The sequence below is a fragment of the Clostridium sp. genome, assembly GCF_050717545.1.
Taxonomy (GTDB): Bacteria; Bacillota; Clostridia; order Clostridiales; family Clostridiaceae; genus Clostridium_AD.
This window is the reverse complement of record NZ_JBOITN010000007.1, coordinates 1-22,244: the sequence shown is the minus strand read 5'-3', so window position 1 is coordinate 22,244 and position 22,244 is coordinate 1. Positions and strand designations below refer to the sequence as shown.

The 22,244-nt window shown below is 32.9% G+C and carries 19 protein-coding genes and 1 other annotated feature (1 of these 20 running past the window's edge); all 19 genes read left to right on the top strand.

Annotated features, from left to right (window positions below; genetic code table 11):
• Positions 1-195, bottom strand: a binding site (T-box leader); it reaches 14 nt to the left of the window's first position.
• 210 nt (positions 196-405) lie between these two features.
• Positions 406-885 (top strand): acetolactate synthase small subunit, encoded by a 480-nt coding sequence (gene ilvN, locus ACREVX_RS01295; protein ID WP_431542261.1) that lies wholly within the window; start codon positions 406-408, stop codon positions 883-885.
• Positions 886-916: 31 nt separating this feature from the next.
• A complete protein-coding gene (gene ilvC, locus ACREVX_RS01290; protein ID WP_431542260.1) occupies positions 917-1,906 on the top strand; it encodes a ketol-acid reductoisomerase in 990 nt (329 codons plus the stop codon).
• Positions 1,907-2,101: 195 nt separating this feature from the next.
• Positions 2,102-3,763, top strand: coding sequence for a biosynthetic-type acetolactate synthase large subunit (ilvB, locus tag ACREVX_RS01285; protein ID WP_431542259.1), 1,662 nt, complete (start codon positions 2,102-2,104; stop codon positions 3,761-3,763).
• Between the two features lie 65 nt (positions 3,764-3,828).
• Positions 3,829-4,788, top strand: coding sequence for a D-2-hydroxyacid dehydrogenase (locus ACREVX_RS01280; RefSeq protein WP_431542258.1), 960 nt, complete (start codon positions 3,829-3,831; stop codon positions 4,786-4,788).
• A 100-nt stretch (positions 4,789-4,888) separates the two neighbouring features.
• On the top strand, positions 4,889-5,596 hold the full coding sequence (locus ACREVX_RS01275; protein ID WP_431542257.1) for an FTR1 family protein: 708 nt from the start codon (positions 4,889-4,891) through the stop codon (positions 5,594-5,596).
• 221 nt (positions 5,597-5,817) lie between these two features.
• A complete protein-coding gene (locus tag ACREVX_RS01270; RefSeq protein ID WP_431542256.1) occupies positions 5,818-7,002 on the top strand; it encodes an MFS transporter in 1,185 nt (394 codons plus the stop codon).
• Positions 7,003-7,302: 300 nt separating this feature from the next.
• Positions 7,303-7,572: a hypothetical protein gene (locus tag ACREVX_RS01265; protein ID WP_431542255.1), complete on the top strand. Its 270-nt coding sequence runs from the start codon at positions 7,303-7,305 to the stop codon at positions 7,570-7,572.
• A gap of 99 nt (positions 7,573-7,671) precedes the next feature.
• Positions 7,672-8,772 (top strand): substrate-binding domain-containing protein, encoded by a 1,101-nt coding sequence (locus tag ACREVX_RS01260; protein WP_431542253.1) that lies wholly within the window; start codon positions 7,672-7,674, stop codon positions 8,770-8,772.
• A gap of 36 nt (positions 8,773-8,808) precedes the next feature.
• Positions 8,809-9,081 (top strand): hypothetical protein, encoded by a 273-nt coding sequence (locus tag ACREVX_RS01255; RefSeq protein ID WP_431542252.1) that lies wholly within the window; start codon positions 8,809-8,811, stop codon positions 9,079-9,081.
• A gap of 239 nt (positions 9,082-9,320) precedes the next feature.
• Complete coding sequence (gene xylB, locus ACREVX_RS01250) at positions 9,321-10,853, top strand: xylulokinase (protein ID WP_431542251.1); 1,533 nt, start codon at positions 9,321-9,323, stop codon at positions 10,851-10,853.
• Between the two features lie 85 nt (positions 10,854-10,938).
• Complete coding sequence (locus tag ACREVX_RS01245; RefSeq protein ID WP_431542250.1) at positions 10,939-12,117, top strand: ROK family transcriptional regulator; 1,179 nt, start codon at positions 10,939-10,941, stop codon at positions 12,115-12,117.
• A 48-nt stretch (positions 12,118-12,165) separates the two neighbouring features.
• Positions 12,166-13,260: a multiple monosaccharide ABC transporter substrate-binding protein gene (gene chvE, locus ACREVX_RS01240; RefSeq protein WP_431542249.1), complete on the top strand. Its 1,095-nt coding sequence runs from the start codon at positions 12,166-12,168 to the stop codon at positions 13,258-13,260.
• Positions 13,261-13,299: 39 nt separating this feature from the next.
• Positions 13,300-14,838, top strand: coding sequence for a multiple monosaccharide ABC transporter ATP-binding protein (gene mmsA, locus ACREVX_RS01235; RefSeq protein WP_431542248.1), 1,539 nt, complete (start codon positions 13,300-13,302; stop codon positions 14,836-14,838).
• Positions 14,838-16,001 carry a multiple monosaccharide ABC transporter permease gene (gene mmsB / locus ACREVX_RS01230; protein WP_431542247.1) on the top strand — a complete coding sequence of 388 codons (1,164 nt, stop codon included), beginning with the start codon at positions 14,838-14,840 and terminating at the stop codon, positions 15,999-16,001. The genes mmsA and mmsB overlap by 1 nt, the downstream gene beginning before the upstream one ends.
• Before the next feature lie 324 nt (positions 16,002-16,325).
• The gene (gene araB / locus ACREVX_RS01225) at positions 16,326-17,996 is read left to right on the top strand and encodes a ribulokinase (RefSeq protein ID WP_431542246.1); all 1,671 of its coding nucleotides are present in this window, start codon (positions 16,326-16,328) and stop codon (positions 17,994-17,996) included.
• A 24-nt stretch (positions 17,997-18,020) separates the two neighbouring features.
• The gene (gene araD / locus ACREVX_RS01220) at positions 18,021-18,710 is read left to right on the top strand and encodes an L-ribulose-5-phosphate 4-epimerase (protein ID WP_431542245.1); all 690 of its coding nucleotides are present in this window, start codon (positions 18,021-18,023) and stop codon (positions 18,708-18,710) included.
• Between the two features lie 43 nt (positions 18,711-18,753).
• A complete protein-coding gene (araA, locus tag ACREVX_RS01215) occupies positions 18,754-20,244 on the top strand; it encodes an L-arabinose isomerase (RefSeq protein WP_431542244.1) in 1,491 nt (496 codons plus the stop codon).
• Positions 20,245-20,435: 191 nt separating this feature from the next.
• On the top strand, positions 20,436-21,491 hold the full coding sequence (locus tag ACREVX_RS01210) for an aldose epimerase family protein (protein ID WP_431542243.1): 1,056 nt from the start codon (positions 20,436-20,438) through the stop codon (positions 21,489-21,491).
• 114 nt (positions 21,492-21,605) lie between these two features.
• A partial coding sequence (locus ACREVX_RS01205) for an anaerobic carbon-monoxide dehydrogenase catalytic subunit (protein WP_500861847.1) occupies positions 21,606-22,244 on the top strand: 639 nt, incomplete at its 3' end.

Here is a 22,244-nt window from a genome sequence, read left to right as displayed (position 1 = left end):
TCTGTCCGCGGTACCACCCAAATTTATCTTAATTAAATAACGGCGTTGCCGGCACAGCTTACATGAGGTCGATGACTTCTTTTCAGCCTGCAGCTCCAGGGTGATTTTCATAATTTGATTATTTATGGGTTCTCACCTAGTCCCACTCTCTTATTGAATATCAAAATAATTACTCTTCCCTATCAAAGCTTTTAAAATTATAAACAACTCCAAAAAAATTGCTTGTACCATAATATACTACGAATAAAAAAAAATGTCAACGTGTCAATAAAAAAAATATTCTGAATTTCGTTGACAATTTAATTTATAGATGGTAAGATACATAAAATGTTTGGTATGAATTGCAAGTTAACTTGGAACTATTTACTTGTGGAAAGGGAGGCGATGTTTTTGGTTTCACATGTATTGTCAATTTTAGTTGATAACAACCCGGGGGTCCTGACAAGAGTATGTTCATTGTTTAACAGGCGTGGATTTAATCTTGAAACTGTTGCATCTGGGAATACTGAAAATGTAAAATTGACACGAATAACTTTATCAACTAAGGTTCGAGATAACGAAGGTATAGACCAAATAATTAAACAAATTAGAAAGCTTGAAGATGTACATACTGTTGAGCAATTAGATAATGAGAACTCAATATGTAAGCAAATGCTGTTTGTAAAAGTTAAAGCTGAAGGTAATAATAGACAAGAAATCATAAATATCGGAAAGATTTTTGGGGTTTCTGTAATAGACGTAACACAAGCAACCTTAATTATTCAAATCATAGGAGATAATGGTAAATTGTGTGCTTTTGAAAATTTGATTAAGCCATTTGGTATTTTAGAAATTGTCGGCAGTGGATTTATTGCAATGCAAAGAGGAACAGGCGTAGTAATCTAACAATATACATAAAAAACAGGAGGAATAAATAATGGCTAAAATGTATTATGAAGATGAATGTAACTTAGAAAACTTAAAAGGAAAGACAGTAGCGGTAATTGGATATGGTAGTCAAGGACATGCTCATGCATTAAATTTACATGAGAGCGGTGTTAATGTTATTGTTGGTCTTTATGAGGGAAGTAAGTCTTGGGCAAAAGCTGAAGAAGCAGGACTTAAAGTTATGACAGCAGCTGAAGCTGCAAAAGCAGCTGATATTATCATGATACTTGTAAATGATGAAAAGCAAGGACAGTTATATAAAGAAAGTATTGAGCCAAATCTTACAGCAAATAAGGCTTTAGTATTTGCTCACGGTTTTGCTATTCATTTTGGACAGATAGTTCCTCCAGCAGATATCGATGTGTTCCTTATAGCTCCAAAAGGACCAGGTCATACAGTTAGAAGCCAATATTTAGAGGGAAGAGGAGTACCATGTCTTATAGCTATACAGCAAGATGCTTCAGGACATGCAAAAGAAGTTGCATTAGCTTATGCTTTAGGAATAGGCGGAGCAAGAGCTGGAGTTATGGAGACTTCATTTAAAGAAGAAACTGAAACAGATTTATTTGGAGAACAAGCAGTTTTATGTGGTGGCGTTACAGCACTAATAAAAGCAGGTTTTGAAACTCTTGTAGAAGCTGGATACCAACCAGAAATGGCATACTTTGAATGTTGTCATGAAATGAAACTTATCGTAGATTTAATAAACCAAGGTGGTTTAAATATGATGAGATATTCAATAAGTGATACTGCAGAATATGGTGACTACATAACAGGAGAAAAAATAATAACTGCAGATACAAAGAAGGCTATGAAAAATGTATTAACAGATATTCAAAAGGGAGTTTTTGCTAGAGATTGGCTTCTTGAAAATCAAGTTGGAAAACCGTTCTTTAATGCAACTAAGAGAATAGAAAGTGAACATCAAATAGAAACAGTTGGTGCAGAACTTAGAAAAATGATGTCTTGGAATAAATAGTAGTTTATATTTATGGTGCAAGATGAAAAAGATAAAATAAAAAAATAATAGCTTGCATATAAAAGTTATTAATATCATATAAGAGAACCAAGTTTAAAAAATTAAAATTGAACTTGGTTCTCTTTGACATCTAAATTCCGGCATTGGTTGATTCTGTAGAATATAAATTACTTGAAGACTCAAGGAGGGATTAACATGTTGTGCAAAGGTTCAAGAATATTGCTTGAATGTCTTAAGGAGCAAGGCACTGATACCATATTTGGCTATCCAGGTGGAGCTGTACTAAATATCTACGATGAGATTTATTCTTTTGAGGGTATAAATCATATTTTGGTTTCTCATGAACAAGGGGCAGCACATGCAGCTGACGGGTATGCTCGGGCAACTGGGAGAGTAGGCGTTTGCCTTGCAACATCAGGTCCTGGAGCTACTAATCTTGTGACGGGAATTGCAACGGCTTATATGGATTCTGTACCTATGGTTGCAATTACTGGTCAAGTAGCAACTACACTAATAGGTAAAGATTCTTTTCAAGAAGTTGATATTGTTGGTATAACAATGCCTATAACAAAACATAATTTTTTAGTTAAAGATATTAATGAATTAGCACCGACTATTAGAAAAGCTTTTAGAATTGCTAAAAGCGGAAGACCAGGACCTGTGCTTATAGATATACCAAAGGATCTAACTGGGATGGAAGCTGAATACACTCCAGAGATTCCAGAGATAATTAAGCGCGCTGCTGTGAAATCAAATGAGCTTAAGAATGCCACTAGAGCAATACAGAAATCTTCTAAACCAATAATTGTAGTTGGTGGGGGGTGTAATATATCAGATGCTAAGGAAGTTTTACTAAAACTTCAAGAAACACTTAAGTGCCCAGTTTGTAGCACAATGATGGGTCTTGGCGCCTTTAGCGGACTTCACCCTATGTACACAGGGATGCTTGGAATGCATGGAACTTTTGCATCTAATAGGTGTATAACTTCTAGTGATTTAATTATTGCCATCGGTGCTAGATTTAGTGATAGAGTTATTAGTGACCCTACTACTTTTGCGGTAGATACAAAGGTTATTCATATAGACATAGATGAGGCAGAAGTATCAAAAAATATTAAGGCAGATTGCTGGATAATTGGAAATGTTGCAGATGTGCTAAGAGATTTAATTAAGGAACTTCCCACTCGAGAAGAAAATGGATGGACTGATTGTGCAAAGGAGCTAATAAAAAAAGATAAGGCAAAGGTTATAAAAGTAAATGAGTTTGAAACTGTTAACCCTCTTTATGTAATTAAAAAACTCTGTGAAATTACTAAGGGTAATGCTATAATAACAACAGAGGTAGGCCAAAATCAAATTTGGGCAACTCAGGCATTTACTTATACTCAGCCCAGAACTTTTATAAGCTCTGGAGGGTTAGGTACTATGGGTTATGGATTTGGGGCTGCAATAGGTGCAAGTATAGGAAAAAAACAAATGGTTTTTGATATTGCAGGTGATGGTAGCTTTAGAATGAATCTTAATGAGCTTGGGACTGCTGCAAGATATAATATTCCTGTTAAAATAGTATTACTCAACAATGGAGTTTTGGGAATGGTAAGACAATGGCAGAATGTGTTTTATTCAAAGCATTTTTCTAGCACTACATTAGAACGAGAAACTGACTTTGTAAAAATCGCTGAAGGCTTTGGAGTTAAAGGCATTAGAGTTGACACAAATAGCCAGGTTGTAGATGCATTAAATGAGGCGATAGAATGGGATGGTCCTGTTGTTATTGATTTTAGAGTAGCACCAGATGAAATGGCATCACCAATGGTTCCACCTGGTGCAAGTATTGAAATGATGTTTGAGGTATAGTGCTAGCACTATATCTTATTCTAATTAGAAAGCGATAATTATAAATATATTTATAGGAGGAATACATGAAAATAGTAGTGTTAGATGGTTTTACTTTAAGTCCTGGTGATGTGTCCTGGGAAGGAGTTAAAAAATTAGGTGATTTAATGATTTATGATAGAACGAGCTCAGAAGAAATCGTAAATAGAGCGTGTCAGTGCGAAATAATTTTGACTAATAAAACACCATTAAGTAGGGAAACTTTGAATAAATTGCCAAATCTAAAATATATAGGAGTTCTTGCAACAGGGTACAATGTGGTTGATGTAAAAGCAGCAAATGAGCTAGGCATTATAGTAACCAATACTCCAGCTTATGGAACTATGGCAGTTGCACAATTTGTTTTTGCACTACTTCTAGAAATTTGTCATCATGTTGGAGAACATAGTCAAGTTGTGAAAAAAGGCGATTGGTCAAATTGTAAGGACTTTTGCTTTTGGAATTATCCGCTAATAGAACTTTCGGGCAAAACAATGGGAATTATAGGTACGGGACGAATAGGCATGGTTACTGCAAAAATTGCTTTAGCTTTTGGAATGAATATTTTAGCATATAACCCATCAAAGAATATGTCTCTCGAATCAGATTCTTTTAAATATGTTGAACTTGATAAGTTATATGCACAGTCCGATGTTGTAAATCTGCATTGCCCTTTAAATGAGGAAACTAGTGGAATGATTAATAAAGAGTCCATTAGTAAAATGAAAGATGGCGTAATTATAATAAATACCTCTAGAGGTCCACTAATTGTTGAGAAAGATCTGGCAGATGCACTAAACAGTGGGAAAGTAGCTGGCGCTGCATTAGACGTTATGTCACATGAACCCCCACTTGAAAACAATCCACTAATGCATGCTAAAAACTGCATAATTACGCCGCATATTGCATGGGCACCAAAAGAATCTAGGCAGCGACTTATGGATATAGCAGTAGATAATCTAATACAATTCATAGAGAAAACACCTATAAATGTAGTGAAAGGTTAATTAAATGGGATAAATGAATGAAGATGCGAAACATAAGGCTAAATCAGCATATTATATAATGTAGACAAGTCTACAAAATGTGATATGGAGGCGATTAACAATGTTTGCTCCTTTTATTATATCATTAAGAGAAGGAATAGAAATTTTCTTAGTTATCATTCCACTAGTAGTTTATTTTAATAAAAATAAATTATATGGAATGACTAAGAGTGCATTGCTAGGTGGCGCTTTAGGAACTTTTATTGCAACAATAACTGGCGGAATAATATTTTCTCAAGTTGCTTTATTAGATGGTCCTGCAGGGGCATTATTTGATGGGCTTCTAGGTATAGTATTAGCTGGACTGGTGCTATATAGTATAGTGCTTTTAAGAAAGAATAAATCTTTTAATACAACTGCTAATCAACAATTTATTTCAATAAGTCAAAAGGGAGTATTTATTCTTGCAGCTGTAACATTTTTTAGAGAACTTCTAGAGGTAACGCTATTTATTTTAAGCAGTACTGCAACAGGGAATCCGATGCTCATGGTAGTGTCAACGGTGCTAGGGCTTATAGGCGCAGCTCTAATTGTTTATGTTGTAGTTAAAGGCTTTTCAAGTCTTAATATAGGTGTAGTATTTTATATCTTAAATCTATTTTTAGTTGGACTTGGTGCATACTACTTTGGTGATGGATTAGATGTACTGTTTGGTAGTTATGTTCCAGAAATATTTAAAATGGGTATATTACTATACGCAGTTCCTAGTTACTATTTAATGGTTAAAAATGATTTGAAAAATTATATAAACTCTGATAAGATAAAATAAAATTTTAATATAACTTTATTCCCATACATTCTTATTTTCAACTTATTTGAAATGACTGTGTATGGGATAATTATTTATTATTGGAGTGAGAGCTAATAATTAGTTATTATGATATAATATCTACTGAAGTGCTCAATTGTAATAGAGGGTTTTATATCGTAAGAAGAATGTGTTTTATTAAGTAAGTAAGCATTTACATAACAGGGGGAGGATTATATTTTATGAAAAAGCAATCATTTTACGCGCAGTTAGATAAAGACCAGAGGTATATTATAAATTGTTGCTTTTTTGTTTTTGCAGTAAATGGTCTATACGCTATGATTTTAGGTTCACTACTGCCAATAATAAGTGATGAATATGGACTTAATAATACTATGAGTGGGGCTCTGCTTTCTGCTCATCAAGCAGGTAATTTAATATCTGGGTTTATTGCAGGAGTATTACCACTTTACCTGGGGAAAAAGAAATCAATAATGTTTTTATGCAGTTTTGTTGTCATGGGATTTTTAATAATGATTTTGACAGGAAATCCAGTATTATTAATTATAGGATTTGCATTTACAGGGTTAAGTAGAGGGAGTATTTCTAATTTTAACAACACGACGGTAAATGAACTGTCTGGTAGTAGTTCAGCAGCTCTTAATATTTTACATAGTATCTTTGCTATTGGTGCTTTAAGTGCTCCTTTTTTAGTTATTCTTTGTACTAAAATGGCTGGCGATAATGGATGGAAGATAGCAGTGGGTGTTATTATTGCTCTTGCAATTATTTCTATTATACTATTTTCAAAAATGAAAATAGATGATGTTGCAAAAAAGAAAGAAAAAGTAAAAATATCTTATGAATTTATGAATAGTAAATATTTTTGGATTAGTGCAGGAATTTTATTTTTCTATTTGTGTGCAGAAGCGACTATTAATGGATGGTTAGTAAAATATTTTATAGATTCAGATATAATGACTATAAAATATGCACAAATGCTTGCATCTCTGCTCTGGGTAGTAATGCTTGTGGGCAGGCTAACATGTGCATTTATAGGGGACAAAGTATCTAAGAAGAAATTAATTGTAGCAACAAGTCTTTCAACAGTTGCTTTTTACGTATTATTACTTTCATCAAGGAATTTAACCATAATTACCATAGCTATATCAGGGCTAGGATTTTCAATGGCTGGAATTTACCCTATAACAATTTCTAGAGTTGGTAACATAATTAAGGGGTATCCTATGGCTATGGGAGTACTGCTTATGATAGGCGGTGGTGGTGCTATTTTAATGCCATTAATAACCGGCGCATTATCTGATGTTTTTGGAGTGCTTGCGGGAATGACAGCTATTGTATTTGCTATTATTTTAATGGCAATTTGTGTAATTTTAAGCGTGATAAGCAAAAACGAAGTTGCTTAAAGGAAAGTGATTTTATAAATTTATAATTCAAGGGCATTCCCACGAGGGAATGCCTTTAGTATTATATTTATAATAAATCCTTGTTTTTCTAAAAAAATCTTTCATGTCGTTTCATCTTCCACTGGCTGGTATTTATACACTTCATATGGATTTGTGATTTTTTAATAAATTTACTTACGACAAATAGAAGGAAAAAGAAAAGTAAAGTAGAAGTAAGTATATTATAGAATTAAAAAAATGTCATTAAATATATATACATGTACGTACAAATAAATATACGTACTTTAAGGAGGATAACAAATGAAGGATTTATCATGTTTAAGTGCAGAAGAAATGACGACTATTAATTATAAGTGTTCATGTGGTAGAAATCATAGTGTAGAAATAAAAAACATAATAGTTGGCGCAGGAGTTATAACTAAGGTATCAAATGTTATTAAGGGTTATGAGGGTAAAAAAGTATTTATTGTTGAAGATTTACATACCTATGAGGTGGCAGGTAAAAAAGTTGAAGAATTATTAATTAATAAATTTCAAGTTAGTAAGTACATATTTAAGCAAGAACATTAAAAAAGAGTTGAATATCACTTGTACTGACATTATAATGAAATCATGAAATAAAATTTAAAATGGTACGTACGTGTAAAATTTGACTTAGAGGTGTTTAATATGAACGAAAACAGAGGGAAATTAACCAAATATATGAAAATTGCTGAATATTTTAAAATTGAAATAATAGCTGGTAGAATAAATTCTGGAGAGCAGTTGTTAACTGAAAATGAAATTGCAATGAAATTTATAGTTAGTAGACATACTGTAAGGCAAGCACTTATGGAACTTGAAAAAGGTGGATACATTTATAAAGAGCAAGGGAAAGGAACATTTTGTTCCTCAAGAGATAAAAATACGAATAAGAGAACCATTGCTGTGCTCACTACATATATTTCTAATTATATTTTTCCAATGATTATCAGTGGAGTTGAAGAAGTCTTAAGTGCAGCAGGTTACAATTTGATGTTACTAAATACAAATAATGAAAAGCAAAAGGAAGCAGAGTATCTTAAAAAAGTAATAGATAATGATGTAGCTGGACTCATTGTTGAACCAACAATGAGCGCCTATAAAAATGTAAATTTAAATTGGTACAAAGAATTAGAAAAAAAAGGTATACCTTATATAATGATTAATGCAAAATACGATGAATTAGATCCTGCTTATGTAGTTATGGACGATGTTGAAGGTGGTTATCTTATAACAAAGTATTTACTTCAACTTGGTCATAGAAAAATTGCTGGAATATTTAAGAAAGATGATCTACAAGGATTGAATAGAAAAATAGGCTATAAGAAGGCCTTAAAGGAATTTGGGATAAGTTATAACAGTGAATTAATAAATAACTTTGTAACAAAAGAGGGGACCTTCGAACCTTATGACTTTACAAGGAATTTAATTCAAAGGATAGACAAACCTACCGCAATTATCTGTTATAATGATCAGATTGCAACATATGTATTACAGGCTATTCGAGATGTAGGGCTACAAGTTCCTGAAGATATTTCTATAACTGGGTATGATGATTCTGATATTTCAATGGCTTCTGGATTTAAATTTACGACGGTAGGTCATCCGAAAGAAGATATGGGAAAACGAGCAGCAAGACTTCTTATTAATATGATTCTAGAAAAGGTGAAGAAACCTAATTATGTATATAAGCCAGAATTAATTGTAAGGTACTCAACTGGAAATGTATTAGTAAATAAAGAGCTATAGATTTTAAAAAAATAGTAGATAGAGGAGGAATCCAATATGTCACAAAGAGATATTGTATTAGGAATTATTGTTATTGCAGTTGGAATATATGCAATAGTATTTAATAAATATCCTGGTAAAGAAATTTCTTATGAAAATGCACACAAAAAATATATTACTGCAAATGAAAGAAGAATAACCCTGTTTGATGGGATTTTTTGTATCCTGTATGGCATCTCATATATGTCGCTAGGGCTGATTTTTTTAATGATACTCTTACTAGCTTATTATCCAGTAAGAATAATATTTCTAAAACTTAAGGTTATATAAAGTTATAGCTGGTAGAACGAAAAAATTACAAAGTGGAATTGCCTATATTTAGGGTATGTTCCACTTTTTTTTCTGAAATATTATAGAAAGATGTCTATAACTTTATATAATAACTTTTTAAAATGACTTGAAGAAGTTTTGAAGAACTGTTATAATTTAAATATAAAAGATTTAGGTAATGATTTGTAAACGACAACATAAAAATTAAAATTATTTATTTTTGAGGAGGTTTAATATAAATGAACTATTTAATTGGTATAGATATAGGGACATCAGGTACAAAAACCGTTCTATTTGATACTGAGGGTAATACGATTTCATCAGCGCTAAAAGAGTATCCAATGCAACAGCCCCATATTGGCTGGGCAGAGCAAAATCCAGAAGATTGGTGGGATGCAACGTACAACACTATTAAAGAAGTTATCACAAAAAGTGGCGTAGATCCAAAACAAATAAAAGGTATAGGACTTGCAGGACAAATGCATGGATTAGTTTTGCTTGATAAGGATAATAAGGTTTTAAGACCATCAATAATATGGTGTGACCAAAGAACTGATAAGGAATGCGAAGAGATTACTAAATTAATTGGAAAGAAAAGACTTATAGAAATAACGGCAAATCCAGCTTTAACAGGATTTACGGCATCAAAAATTTTGTGGGTAAGGAATAATGAACCAGAAATATACGCGAAGGTTGCTAAGATATTACTTCCAAAAGATTATGTAAGATTTAGACTTACAGGAACTTTTGCAACTGAGGTTTCTGATGCTAGTGGTATGCAACTTATGAATATAGCAGAAAGAAATTGGAGCAGCGAAGTACTTGAAAAATTAGATATTAACATAGAATTTTTAGCACCAATATATGAATCGCAAGTTATAAGTTCATATGTAAGCTCTGAGGCTGCGTTACTAACAAATTTATCGCTAGGAACTCCAGTTGCAGGAGGCGCAGGGGATCAGGCTGCAGGTGCTATAGGAAATGGAATTGTTAAACCAGGTGTTATTTCGTCAACTATTGGAACTTCGGGAGTTGTATTTGCTTATACTGATAAGGTTACTATAGACCCAAAAGGTAGAGTACATACATTTTGCCATGCTGTACCAAACACATGGCATATAATGGGAGTAACTCAAGGGGCTGGGCTTTCTTTAAAGTGGTTTAGAGATAATTTTTGCACGGCTGAAAAAGAGACAGCTGAGTACATGGGAATTGATCCCTATGAACTTATGGGAGATGAAGCCCAAAAAGTTGAACCAGGTTGTGAGGGATTAATTTATCTTCCATATTTGATGGGCGAAAGAACACCACATTTAGACCCATTTGCCAAAGGTGTATTTTTCGGTATATCTGCAAGGCATACTAAAAGAGATATGCTTAGGTCTGTGATGGAAGGTGTGGGCTATAGTTTGAAGGATTCTCTTGAAATAATAAAAGAAATGGGTATTGATGCTAAAGAGGTCAGAGCTTCAGGTGGAGGTGGAAAGAGTCCATTGTGGAGACAAATTCAGGCAGATTTGTATAACTGTGAAGTTATAACTACAAATTCAACCGAGGGACCTGCACTTGGTGTAGCTATACTTGCTGGAGTTGGAGCGGGCGTATATCCTAGTGTTGCGGCTGCCTGCGAGAGAGTTATTAATACTGTTACTTCTCAAAAACCACTTGAAAAAAATATAGAATTATATAATAAGTATTATGAGATATACAAAAAACTGTATCCTGCTCTGAGTGAACAATTCAAAGCGGTTGCTGGAATAATATCAAAATAAAGTAATTGACCTGATACTACTAATAATTAAAGGAGTAGTAATATCTAATATAAAACTGTTGACCAGACAAGGAAGGTGATTATAATTGAAAAAATTCCGTATTTTAGACCAAGTGACAATAAAAGAAACAAACAAAAAGAATATTTTACAGCTGCTTTATAAAAACAATCAACTTACAAAACAAGAAATATCTAAAAAACTTTACATAAGTATACCTACAGTTATCAGTAATGTTAATGAGCTTATAGTAGAGGGGTATTTGGATGAAGCTGGAGTTGCAGACTCAACAGGGGGTAGAAAGCCTATTATTGTTAGGTTTTTACCTAATTCAAGATACTCCTTTGGAGTTTGTATAACTCGTAGTAAGATTAGGATTGTATTAACAAACCTTAAGCTTGAGATAATTAAGGAAGAGGAAATAAGATTATCAAAAGAACTTGAAAGCATAGATATAATAATGGATAAAATTAAAGAATGTATAGATATTATAGTTTATAATTTCAATTTATCTAAGGATAAAATAATTGGAGTAGGGTTTTCACTGCCAGGTACTGTAAATGAGGAAAAACTTCTTCTAATAAATGCACCAAATTTACAATTGAAAAATATAGAATTTAAAAAATATGAAAATAAATATGATTATAAGTTTTATATTGAAAATGAAGCAAATGCAGCGGCTTATGCTGAAACCTTCTTAAGTTCTGATGGTGATTTAAAAAATCTAGTTTTTGTATCTATAACAGAGGGAATAGGTGCAGGTGTAATGATAAATGAAAACCTTTATAAAGGATGTAATAAGCGTGCTGGTGAATTTGGACATATGACTATTGTGAAAAATGGAGAGCACTGTAATTGTGGTAAAAATGGATGCTGGGAACTGTACGCATCTGAAAAAGCCCTGTTAAAACAGTACAATCAAGAATTTAATGCAAAAGACAAAAGTCTCAAAGAGTTTTTTAAACTCACAACGACCAGTGAGGTTGCAAAGAATATTCTTTATAATTATTTAGAATATCTTGCAGAAGGAATAAAAAATATTATTTTAATAACGGATCCTGAGAAAATTATAATAGGAGGGAAAATTGCTTATTATGAGGAATATTTCAAAGAACTTTTGATTAAAATGGTTTTTGAAGAAAATAGTTTTTATACTAAAGAGGAATGTTCGCTGTCATTTTCAAAGTTAAAAGAGAATGCATCAATAGTAGGAGCAGCTTTGATGACTATGCAGGATATATTTTTTATTAGTAAAAAAATAATATAACAAAATTAGTTTTCTAAATATTTTTATTAACTTTGAGGAGGAATAAAAATGAAAAAGATTTTATTGTTGTTAATGTCTTTATTAATCTCGTTAGGATTTGTAGCATGTGGTTCAAAAACATCTACAACTTCATCTACAGGGGTAATAAAAGGTAATGGTACAACTATAGGTTTAGCAATGCCTACAAAAACATTGCAAAGGTGGGTAAATGACGGAAATAATATGAGGAAATCATTAAAAAAATTAGGGTACACCACGGATTTACAGTACGCTGACAATGATGCACAAAATCAATTAGCTCAGATTGAAAATATGATTACCAAAGGTGCAAAAGTATTAATAATTGCAGCAGTTGATTCTACTACACTTACAAATGTATTAGAACAGGCACATGATGCAAATATTAAAGTAATATCTTATGATCGGTTACTTTTAAATAGCGAATTTGTGGATTATTATGCGACATTTGATAATTTTAAAGTTGGAGTTCTTCAAGCAGGGTATATTGAAAGTGCTTTAGGACTTAAGGATGGAAAAGGTCCATTTAATATTGAAATATTTGCAGGTTCACCGGATGATAATAATGCAAAATTCTTTTTCGATGGAGCAATGTCAGTCTTACAACCATATATTACTTCGGGTAAATTAGTTGTTAAAAGTAAACAGAAATCTTATGCACAAGTTGGTATCTTAAATTGGGATGGGGCTACTGCACAGGCAAGAATGGATAATTTATTAAGCAAAAGCTATACTTCGGCTAAGGTTGATGCAGTATTATCACCAAATGATGCTATCAGTATTGGTATAATATCTTCACTTAAGGGTGTTGGGTATGGATCAAAAAATCAAGAAATGCCAATAATTACAGGTCAAGATTGTGAAGTTGCTTCAGTTAAATCAATAATTACTGGAGAACAGACAGCTTCAATATTTAAGGATACAAGGGTGCTATCTAATAAAGCGGCTGACATGGCAGACAACCTTTTAAAAGGCAAAAATATAGTAGTTAATGACACTAAAAGTTATGATACAGGACTTAAAGTGGTTCCTTCATTTCTTTGTGACTCAGTGGTTGTTGATAAGACAAATTACAAAAAAATATTAATAGATAGTGGATATTACACTGCAGCAGAACTTAAATAATAAGTTTGAGTCTAAATTATTAAAGGAGTTGAATGTCATATGTCTGATATCATTCTTGAAATGAAAAATATCACGAAAACTTTTCCAGGTGTTAAGGCACTTGATAATGTTAACCTTAAAGTTAAAAAAGGGGAGATTCATTCACTAGTAGGTGAAAATGGCGCAGGTAAATCAACGCTGATGAAGGTATTAAGTGGAGTACATCCTAATGGAACATATAGTGGTGATATTATATTTAATGGTGATTTATGTGAATTTAAAGATATAAAAGGAAGCGAACATTTAGGAATAGTAATTATTCACCAAGAATTAGCTTTAATACCAACTCTATCTATTGCGGAAAATATATTTCTGGGAAATGAGAGAAGTAAAAATGGTGTAGTTGACTGGAATGAAACTAAGATAAGGACCATAGAGCTATTAAAAAAAGTAGGTTTAAATGAATCTCCAGATACTATTATTTCAACCATTGGAGTAGGAAAGCAACAGTTAGTTGAAATTGCAAAAGCTTTGTCTAAAGAGGTTAAACTATTGATTTTGGATGAACCAACAGCAGCATTAAATGAAGCTGATAGTGATAACTTGTTAAATCTAATTGATGGACTTAAAAGCCATGGTATTACATCAATTATGATATCTCATAAGTTAAATGAGATAAAAAAGATTTCAGATTCAATTACCATACTACGTGATGGAGCAACTATTGAAACACTTTATATGAATGAGGATGATATTTCTGAGGATAGGATAATCAAAGGCATGGTTGGAAGAAGCCTTGTTAATAGATATCCAGCAAGAGAAAGTAAAATTGGAGATATTATATTTGAAGTTAAGGATTGGAATGTATATCATCCTGCAAATGATGAACGTAAAGTTAGTGACAATATAAATATTAATATTCATAAAGGTGAAGTTGTTGGAATTGCAGGCCTTATGGGAGCTGGAAGAACGGAACTTGCAATGAGTATTTTTGGAAAGTCTTATGGTAAAAAAATAAGTGGACAAGTATTTATAAACGGTAAAGAAGTACATTTAGATAATGTAAATAAAGCAATTGAAAGCGGACTTGCTTATGTAACTGAGGATAGAAAAGAGTATGGTTTAATTTTAATAGATGACATAAAAGGGAATACCACTTTAGCTAATCTCAAAAAGATATCTAAAGCTGGTGTAATTAATGAAAACGAAGAAATTCTTGTAGCTGAGGATTTCCGCAAAAAGCTAAATATAAAGTGTTCAGGTATACTCCAAAAAACAGGTAATTTAAGTGGTGGTAATCAGCAAAAGGTAATTTTGGCTAAATGGATTTTCGCAAAGCCAGAAGTTCTGATATTGGATGAACCAACTAGAGGAATTGATGTAGGTGCAAAGTATGAAATTTATAATATAATCAATCAATTGGCAGAGGAAGAAAAGGGTGTAATGGTTATTTCATCAGAGCTCCCTGAACTTTTAGGAATTTGTGATAGGATATATGTTATGAATGAAGGTAAAATATTGGGAGAGTTAAACACAAAAGATGCATCACAGGAAAAAATCATGAAAATGATACTAAAACAAGATCAGGAGGGTAAATAATGAAATCTTTAATGAAAACATTCAAGGATAATGTAAGTCAATACAGCATGATTATTGCTTTAGTAGGGATTATTATATTCTTTCAGATTGCATCAAATGGTATTTTATTAAAGCCTTTAAATATCACTAATTTAATACTTCAGAATAGTTACATATTAATTCTTGCAATTGGAATGCTTCTAGTAATCGTTGCTTTTCAAATTGATTTATCAGTAGGATCAGTGGCTGCTGTGCTTGGAGCACTTGCTGGAATAATGATAATCAACCATAATGTGTCTGTTCCACTTGGAATTGTAGCCGTATTAATAGTTGGTGCAATAATAGGTGCTTGGCAAGGATTTTGGATTGCTTATGTAAAAATACCGGCATTTATAACAACACTTGCAGGAATGATGGTATTTAGAGGATTAACTTATGTTTCTTTAAATGGTACTTCAATTGCACCTTTTCCAAGATCATTTCAATTGATGAGTACTGGTTTTATTCCAGATTTCTTTAAGGGTAATGGAATTCATATTACAACTATTGTTATTGGGTTAATCATAACAATTTTGTATGTAATATCTGAAATAAGAAAAAGAGCTGATCAGAAGAAGTATAAATTTGAAGTTACAGATTCATTAATATTGACACTTAAAATGGCTTCAATTATAATTGTTATAAATGGATTCTGTATTATAATGGCTAAATATAAAGGATTACCTAATGTTTTAGTGTTACTCGCAGTACTAGTTGTTTTTTACACATTTATAACTACAAAAACTACACTAGGGAGACATATTTATGCTCTTGGAGGCAATGAAAAGGCTGCAAGACTTTCTGGAGTAAAAACAAAGTTTATTGTGTTTTTAGTTTTTATTAATATGGGAGTATTATCTGCTCTTTCAGGATTAGTTTTTGCAGCAAGACTTAGTTCAGCAACGCCTAATGCTGGTGTTGGTTTTGAGCTAGATGCTATAGCTGCTTGCTTTATAGGTGGAGCATCAACCTCAGGTGGTATTGGTACAATAATGGGAGCCATAATTGGTGGTTTGTTTATGGGAGTTATGAATAATGGAATGTCCCTTATGGGTGTAGGAATAGATTGGCAGCAGGCTATTAAAGGATTAGTATTATTGTTTGCTGTAGCATTTGATGTATACTCAAAATCAAAAAATTCTTAGGGTAATTACTACGGTAGATACTGTAATTACTTTAAAAAATAAATAATTTAAAAGAGAGGTAGATGGATTAAGTAGAATTCATCTATCTCTATTTTTTTGAAGAATAGTTAAGTATAGAAAATGAAAAGGCAGGTTTTAAATAAGCTTAATTGTAATCTTAAAAGAATTAATTGAAATCCTTTACTTTTATTTAAAAAACATGTATTATATATATAATGACTTGTACGTACAATACATACTATGTTGTACAGGTGCGTGTGAAATATATATCTGAAATAACAAAATTGAAAACCATATAATTAATAAATAGGAGGAAAGTACATTATGAATAAAAAGTATACTATTGGAGTAGATTATGGTACACAATCAGGACGAGCTGTACTTGTTGAAGTTGCCTCGGGCAAAGAAATTGCCATGGCTGTCAAAGAATATCCTCATGGAGTAATGGATCAGTATTTACCAGATGGACAGACAAAATTAGGACAAGATTGGGCATTACAGCATCCACAAGATTACCTTGATGTATTATCTGTTACCATTCCGGCGGTTTTAAGGGATGCTAAAATTAGAAGTGAAGATGTTATTGGAATAGGAATTGATTTTACAGCTTGCACAATACTTCCTACTGATAAAGCAGGAAAACCACTTTGTTTTTATGATGAATATAAATCTAATCCTCATTCATACGTTAAATTATGGAAACATCATGCGGCGCAAGGTGAAGCAAATAAGTTAAACAAAATTGCAGAGGAAAGAGGAGAAGATTTTCTTAAGAACTATGGTGGTAAAATTTCTTCTGAGTGGATGTTGCCCAAGATTTGGCAAGTTCTTGATGAAGCACCTGATGTTTATAAAAAAGCAGATCGATTTATGGAAGCTACAGATTGGGTAATCTTTCAGCTTACAGGAAAAGAAACAAGAAACAGTTGCACTGCTGGATACAAAGCAATGTGGAACAAACAAACTGGGTATCCTTCAAAAGAATTTTTTAAAGCTTTAGATCCAAGACTTGAAAACGTTGTGGCTGAAAAACTAAGTACTGATATATATCCAATAGGATCAAAAGCAGGAGAAATAACTCAAACGGCATCATTGTTAACAGGACTTTTAAAGGGTACAGCAGTAGCTGTGGGGAATGTAGATGCACATGTTGCGGTTCCAGCGGTTGGAATGACTGAGGGCGGAAAAATGCTTATGATTATGGGTACATCAACTTGTCATGTAATGCTTGGGGATACGGAAAAAATTGTTCCTGGCATGTGTGGCGTAGTAGAAGATGGAATTATCCCAGGGCTACTTGGATATGAAGCAGGTCAGAGTTGCGTTGGAGATCATTTTGAATGGTTTGTTAAAAACTGTGTTCCTGAGGCTTACATGGTAGAAGCAAGAGATAAAAAAATAGATATACATGTTCTTTTAACCCAGAAGGCACAAAAACTTTCTGTTGGTGAAAGCGGACTTGTGGCTCTTGATTGGTGGAATGGAAATAGATCTGTTCTTGTTGATGTTGACCTAACGGGTTTGATTCTTGGATGTACACTTCAAACAAGACCAGAGGAAATATATAGAGCATTAATAGAAGCTACAGCATATGGTACTAGAAAAATCATAGAAACCTTTGAAAAAAGTGGGGTACCTATTGATGAATTATATGCTGCAGGCGGAATAGCTGAGAAAAATAAGCTTATGATGCAAATTTACTCTGATGTTACAAATAAGGAAATAAGAATTGCAGCATCATCTCAAGCTCCTGCACTAGGTTCAGCAATATTTGCAGCCGTTGTAGCAGGTAAAGAGAACGGTGGATATGATTCAATAGTTGAGGCAGCAAAACAAATGGGTAAGGTAAAAGAAGAATATTACAAACCAATTCCTGAAAATGTAGAAGTTTATAATAAAATTTATGCTGAATATGGTATACTTCATGATTATTTTGGCCGCGGCGAAAATGATGTAATGAAAAGACTTAAAAAGATTAAGGCTATGGCTAAATAGCAGGAAATTAAGGAGGTTTTATAATTGTTAGAACAATTAAAACGCGTTGTACTCAAAGCAAATTTAGACTTACCTAAAAGAGGGCTAGTAACTTTCACTTGGGGAAACGTAAGTGGAATAGACCGCAAAAGTAATTTAATTGTAATTAAGCCAAGTGGCGTAGCATATGACGAACTAAAACTAGAAGATCTTGTTGTGGTGGATTTAGATGGAAATCAGGTTGAAGGTAAACTTAAACCATCATCAGATACAGCTACGCACCTTGTTATTTATAGGAATTTTAAAGAAGTAGGTGGAGTTGTCCACACACATTCTAGATGGGCAACAAGTTGGGCTCAGAGTGGGAAAGGAATTCCAGCACTAGGAACAACTCATGCTGATTATTTTTATGGGGAAATTCCATGTACAAGGAAAATGACAGGGAGCGAAATTAATGGTGAGTATGAAGAAGAAACAGGTAATGTAATAGTTGAAACTTTTAATGGTGCTAATCCAATGTATATTCCCGGTGTGCTTGTAAATAACCACGGTCCATTTACTTGGGGAAAAGACGCAGGTGAGGCAGTTCATAATGCAGTAGTGCTTGAGGAAGTATCTATGATGGCATTTAATACAACTAGGCTAACACCAGAAATTAAAGCTATTGATAAAGCATTACTTGATAAACATTTTTTAAGAAAACATGGCACAAACGCATATTATGGACAAAAGTAAGGCTGAATTTAAATTAGATATATTAAAAAAGGAGAAATGAAAAATGATAGATATGAAAAAATCAGAGATATGGTTTGTTACTGGAAGCCAAGATTTATATGGTCAAGATGTAATCAAACAAATAGAAAAACATTCAGAGATAATGGTTAAGTCATTAGATTCAGATTCAATAATTCCATGTAAAGTTGTATTTAAATCTGTATTAAAAACATCAGATGCTATTAGGAAATTATTTGCAGAGGCTAATAGTGCGGATGAATGTGCTGGAGTTATAACTTGGATGCATACCTTCTCACCAGCAAAAATGTGGATTGCAGGTTTATCAGAATTACGTAAACCGTTACTTCACCTTCATACTCAATTTAACTGCAATCTGCCTTGGGATAGTATAGATATGAACTTTATGAACTTAAATCAATCTGCTCATGGTGACCGTGAATATGGATTCATTGGAGCACGTATGAAAATTGAAAGAAAAGTTATTGTAGGACACTGGGAAGACGAAGAAGTTAGGGCTAGAATGGGCTCATGGATGCGCGTTGCTGTAGCCTTTACTAAGGGACAACATCTTAAGGTTGCTCGTTTTGGCGACAATATGCGTGATGTAGCTGTTACTGAAGGAGATAAAGTTGAAGCACAAATTAAATTTGGATGGTCTGTAGATGGATATGGCGTAGGTGATTTAGTAACTTATATAAATAATGTGTCAGAGGAAGCTGTAGAAAAATTGATAAAGGAATATGAGCGTCTTTATGAAATTGCAAAGGAAGCACAAGTTGAAGGGGCAGCAAGGGATTCAATTAAGGAACAAGCACGTATAGAAATTGGAATGAAGACTTTTATGGAAGAAGGAAACTTCACTGCATTTACAAATAATTTTCAAGATTTAAATGGTATGAAACAACTTCCAGGACTAGCAGCGCAGAGACTTATGGCAGCAGGTTATGGTTTTGGAGCAGAAGGAGATTGGAAAACTGCAGCGCTAGTTCGCGTTATGAAGATCATAGCAGAAGAAAAAGGAACTTCTCTTATGGAGGATTACACTTATAATTTCGAAAAAGGTAATGAAATGGTTTTAGGATCACATATGCTAGAGATTTGTCCTACGCTTGCAGCAAATCGTCCACGTATTGAAGTGCACCCACTTTCAATAGGTGGAAAAGAAGATCCAGCAAGACTAGTATTTGACGGATACGATGGTCCTGCAGTATGTGCATCACTAATTGATATGGGAGGAAGATTCCGTCTAATTGTAAGTGAAGTAGATGCTGTAAAACCGGAACATGATATGCCAAATCTACCAGTTGCTAGAGTTTTATGGAAACCACAACCAAGTCTTAGAGATTCATCAGAAGCTTGGATACATGCTGGTGGAGCACATCATACTAGTTTCTCTTTTAATGTGTCACCAGAGCAATTAGCAGACTGGGCAGAAATGGCAGGAATCGAATGCTTATTTATAAATAAGGATACAAAACTTTCAGAATTCAGAAATGAATTGCGTTGGAATGACCTTGCTTATAGACTTAGATGATGTAATAATATATAGTGTGTAGATCTTGCTCCTTCAAACAAAACATATATGAAGGGTGTAATGAGACTTAGTGCTATAATATAAAGAATCAGTTCTACCAAATAAGATTAGATAAAAAGTTAATTAAATAATGAGGCGATGAATCAATTTTAATTTCATCATCTTTATTTTTAAGAAAGGAAGAGTGAATTATGAGTATAAAAAAAGACTTTGGAACAATTGCTGGAGAAGCAGTATATCTTTTCACAATTAAAAATTCTAAGGGTATGGTTGCAGAAATTACCAATTATGGAGGAACATTAGTATCGTTAAAAGTTCCAGACAATAAAGGTAAATTTGATGATGTGGTTTTAGGTTACGACAATTTGGAAGACTATATAGAATATAAGTACTTTTTTGGAGCAACAATAGGACGATTTGCTAATAGAATTGCAAATTCAAGTTTTGAGATTAATGGAGTCCATTATAAAGTGGCTAAAAACGAAGGCGAAAACAGTATACATGGTGGGATGGTAGGATTTGATAAAAAAGTTTGGCAAGAAGAGCCATCAGAAAATGAGTCAGATCAAAGCATTGAATTTTCTTATTTAAGTAAGGATGGCGAAGAAGGATATCCTGGTAATCTTGATGTAAAAGTTAAGTTTTCGATTACAGATGATAATGAACTTAAAATAGAATATTATGCTATTTCTGATAAAGATACTATAGTAAATCTTACTAACCATTCTTATTTTAATATTTCTGGACAAGGTTCAGGAGATGTTTTAAAACATAAGATAATGATTAATGCTGATAAATTTACAATCAATGATAAAAATTCTATTCCTACAGGTGAAATAGCTTCTGTAGAAAATACTCCAATGGATCTTAGGAAACCTACCTATGTTGGCGAGAATATCTCAAGTAGTTATGAGCAAATTGCGTTTGCTAGTGGATTTGATCATAATTGGGTAATTAATGACACAGGTAAAAAACTTAAAAAAGCAGCGCAGGTGTATGATGAGAAAAGTGGACGTATTATGGAAGTTTATACTACAAAACCTGGAGTGCAGTTCTATTCAGCAAATTTCCTTAAAGGTTTAGAAAAAGGAAAAGGCGGTGCTACTTATGAAAAAAGAGCTGCTTTATGCCTAGAAACACAATATTTCCCTGACAGCGTCAATCATGAGAATTTTGACTCACCAATAATTAAAGCTGGAGAGAAGTACGAACATAAAACAATATATAAATTTTCAGTTAAAAAATAATAATATGCATTTTTTATCGAATAAAATATCCCTATTATAATTCATGTCTTGTATAAATATATCAAGAACGTACAGAATATAATATAGAAGTTTCTTAAATTAGGAGGGGTACATATGCAAGGAAAAATGTTTTGCTTTCAATGCGAACAAACTTTTGGTGGAAAAGGTTGCACCAAAGTGGGAGTCTGTGGAAAATCACCAGAAATTGCAGCACTACAGGATTTGCTCATATATCAGTTAAAAGGAATAAGCTGTTATGCTACTAAACTTTTAGCCAAAGGCGAAAAAATTGATAAGGAATGGGTTTCATTTATTGAAAATTCATTATTTATGACATTAACTAATGTTAATTTTGATCCAAAGTCTCATATGGATATGCTTAAAAAATCTCAAGTAATAAAAGAAGATGTAAGGAAAAAGGCATCAGGAGAAGAAGTAAATGCAATAGAGGCTTTATATAATCTAAGTGATACTAAAGAGCAGATGCTTGAAGATGCTAAAAAAGCAGGTGTTATGTATGATGAGGATTTAGATGCTGATATCCGTTCAGTTCGCGAAACTATAAAATACGGATTAAAAGGAATTGCAGCATATGCACATCAAGCTAGATTTATTAAATACAATATCGATGAAGTAGATGATTTTTATTTTATAGCTTTAGCAGTAATGACTGATGATAGTTTAAACCTTCAAGATCTTATCAAGTACTTAATTAAAACTGGAGATATGAGTGTTAAGATTATGGAAGTATTA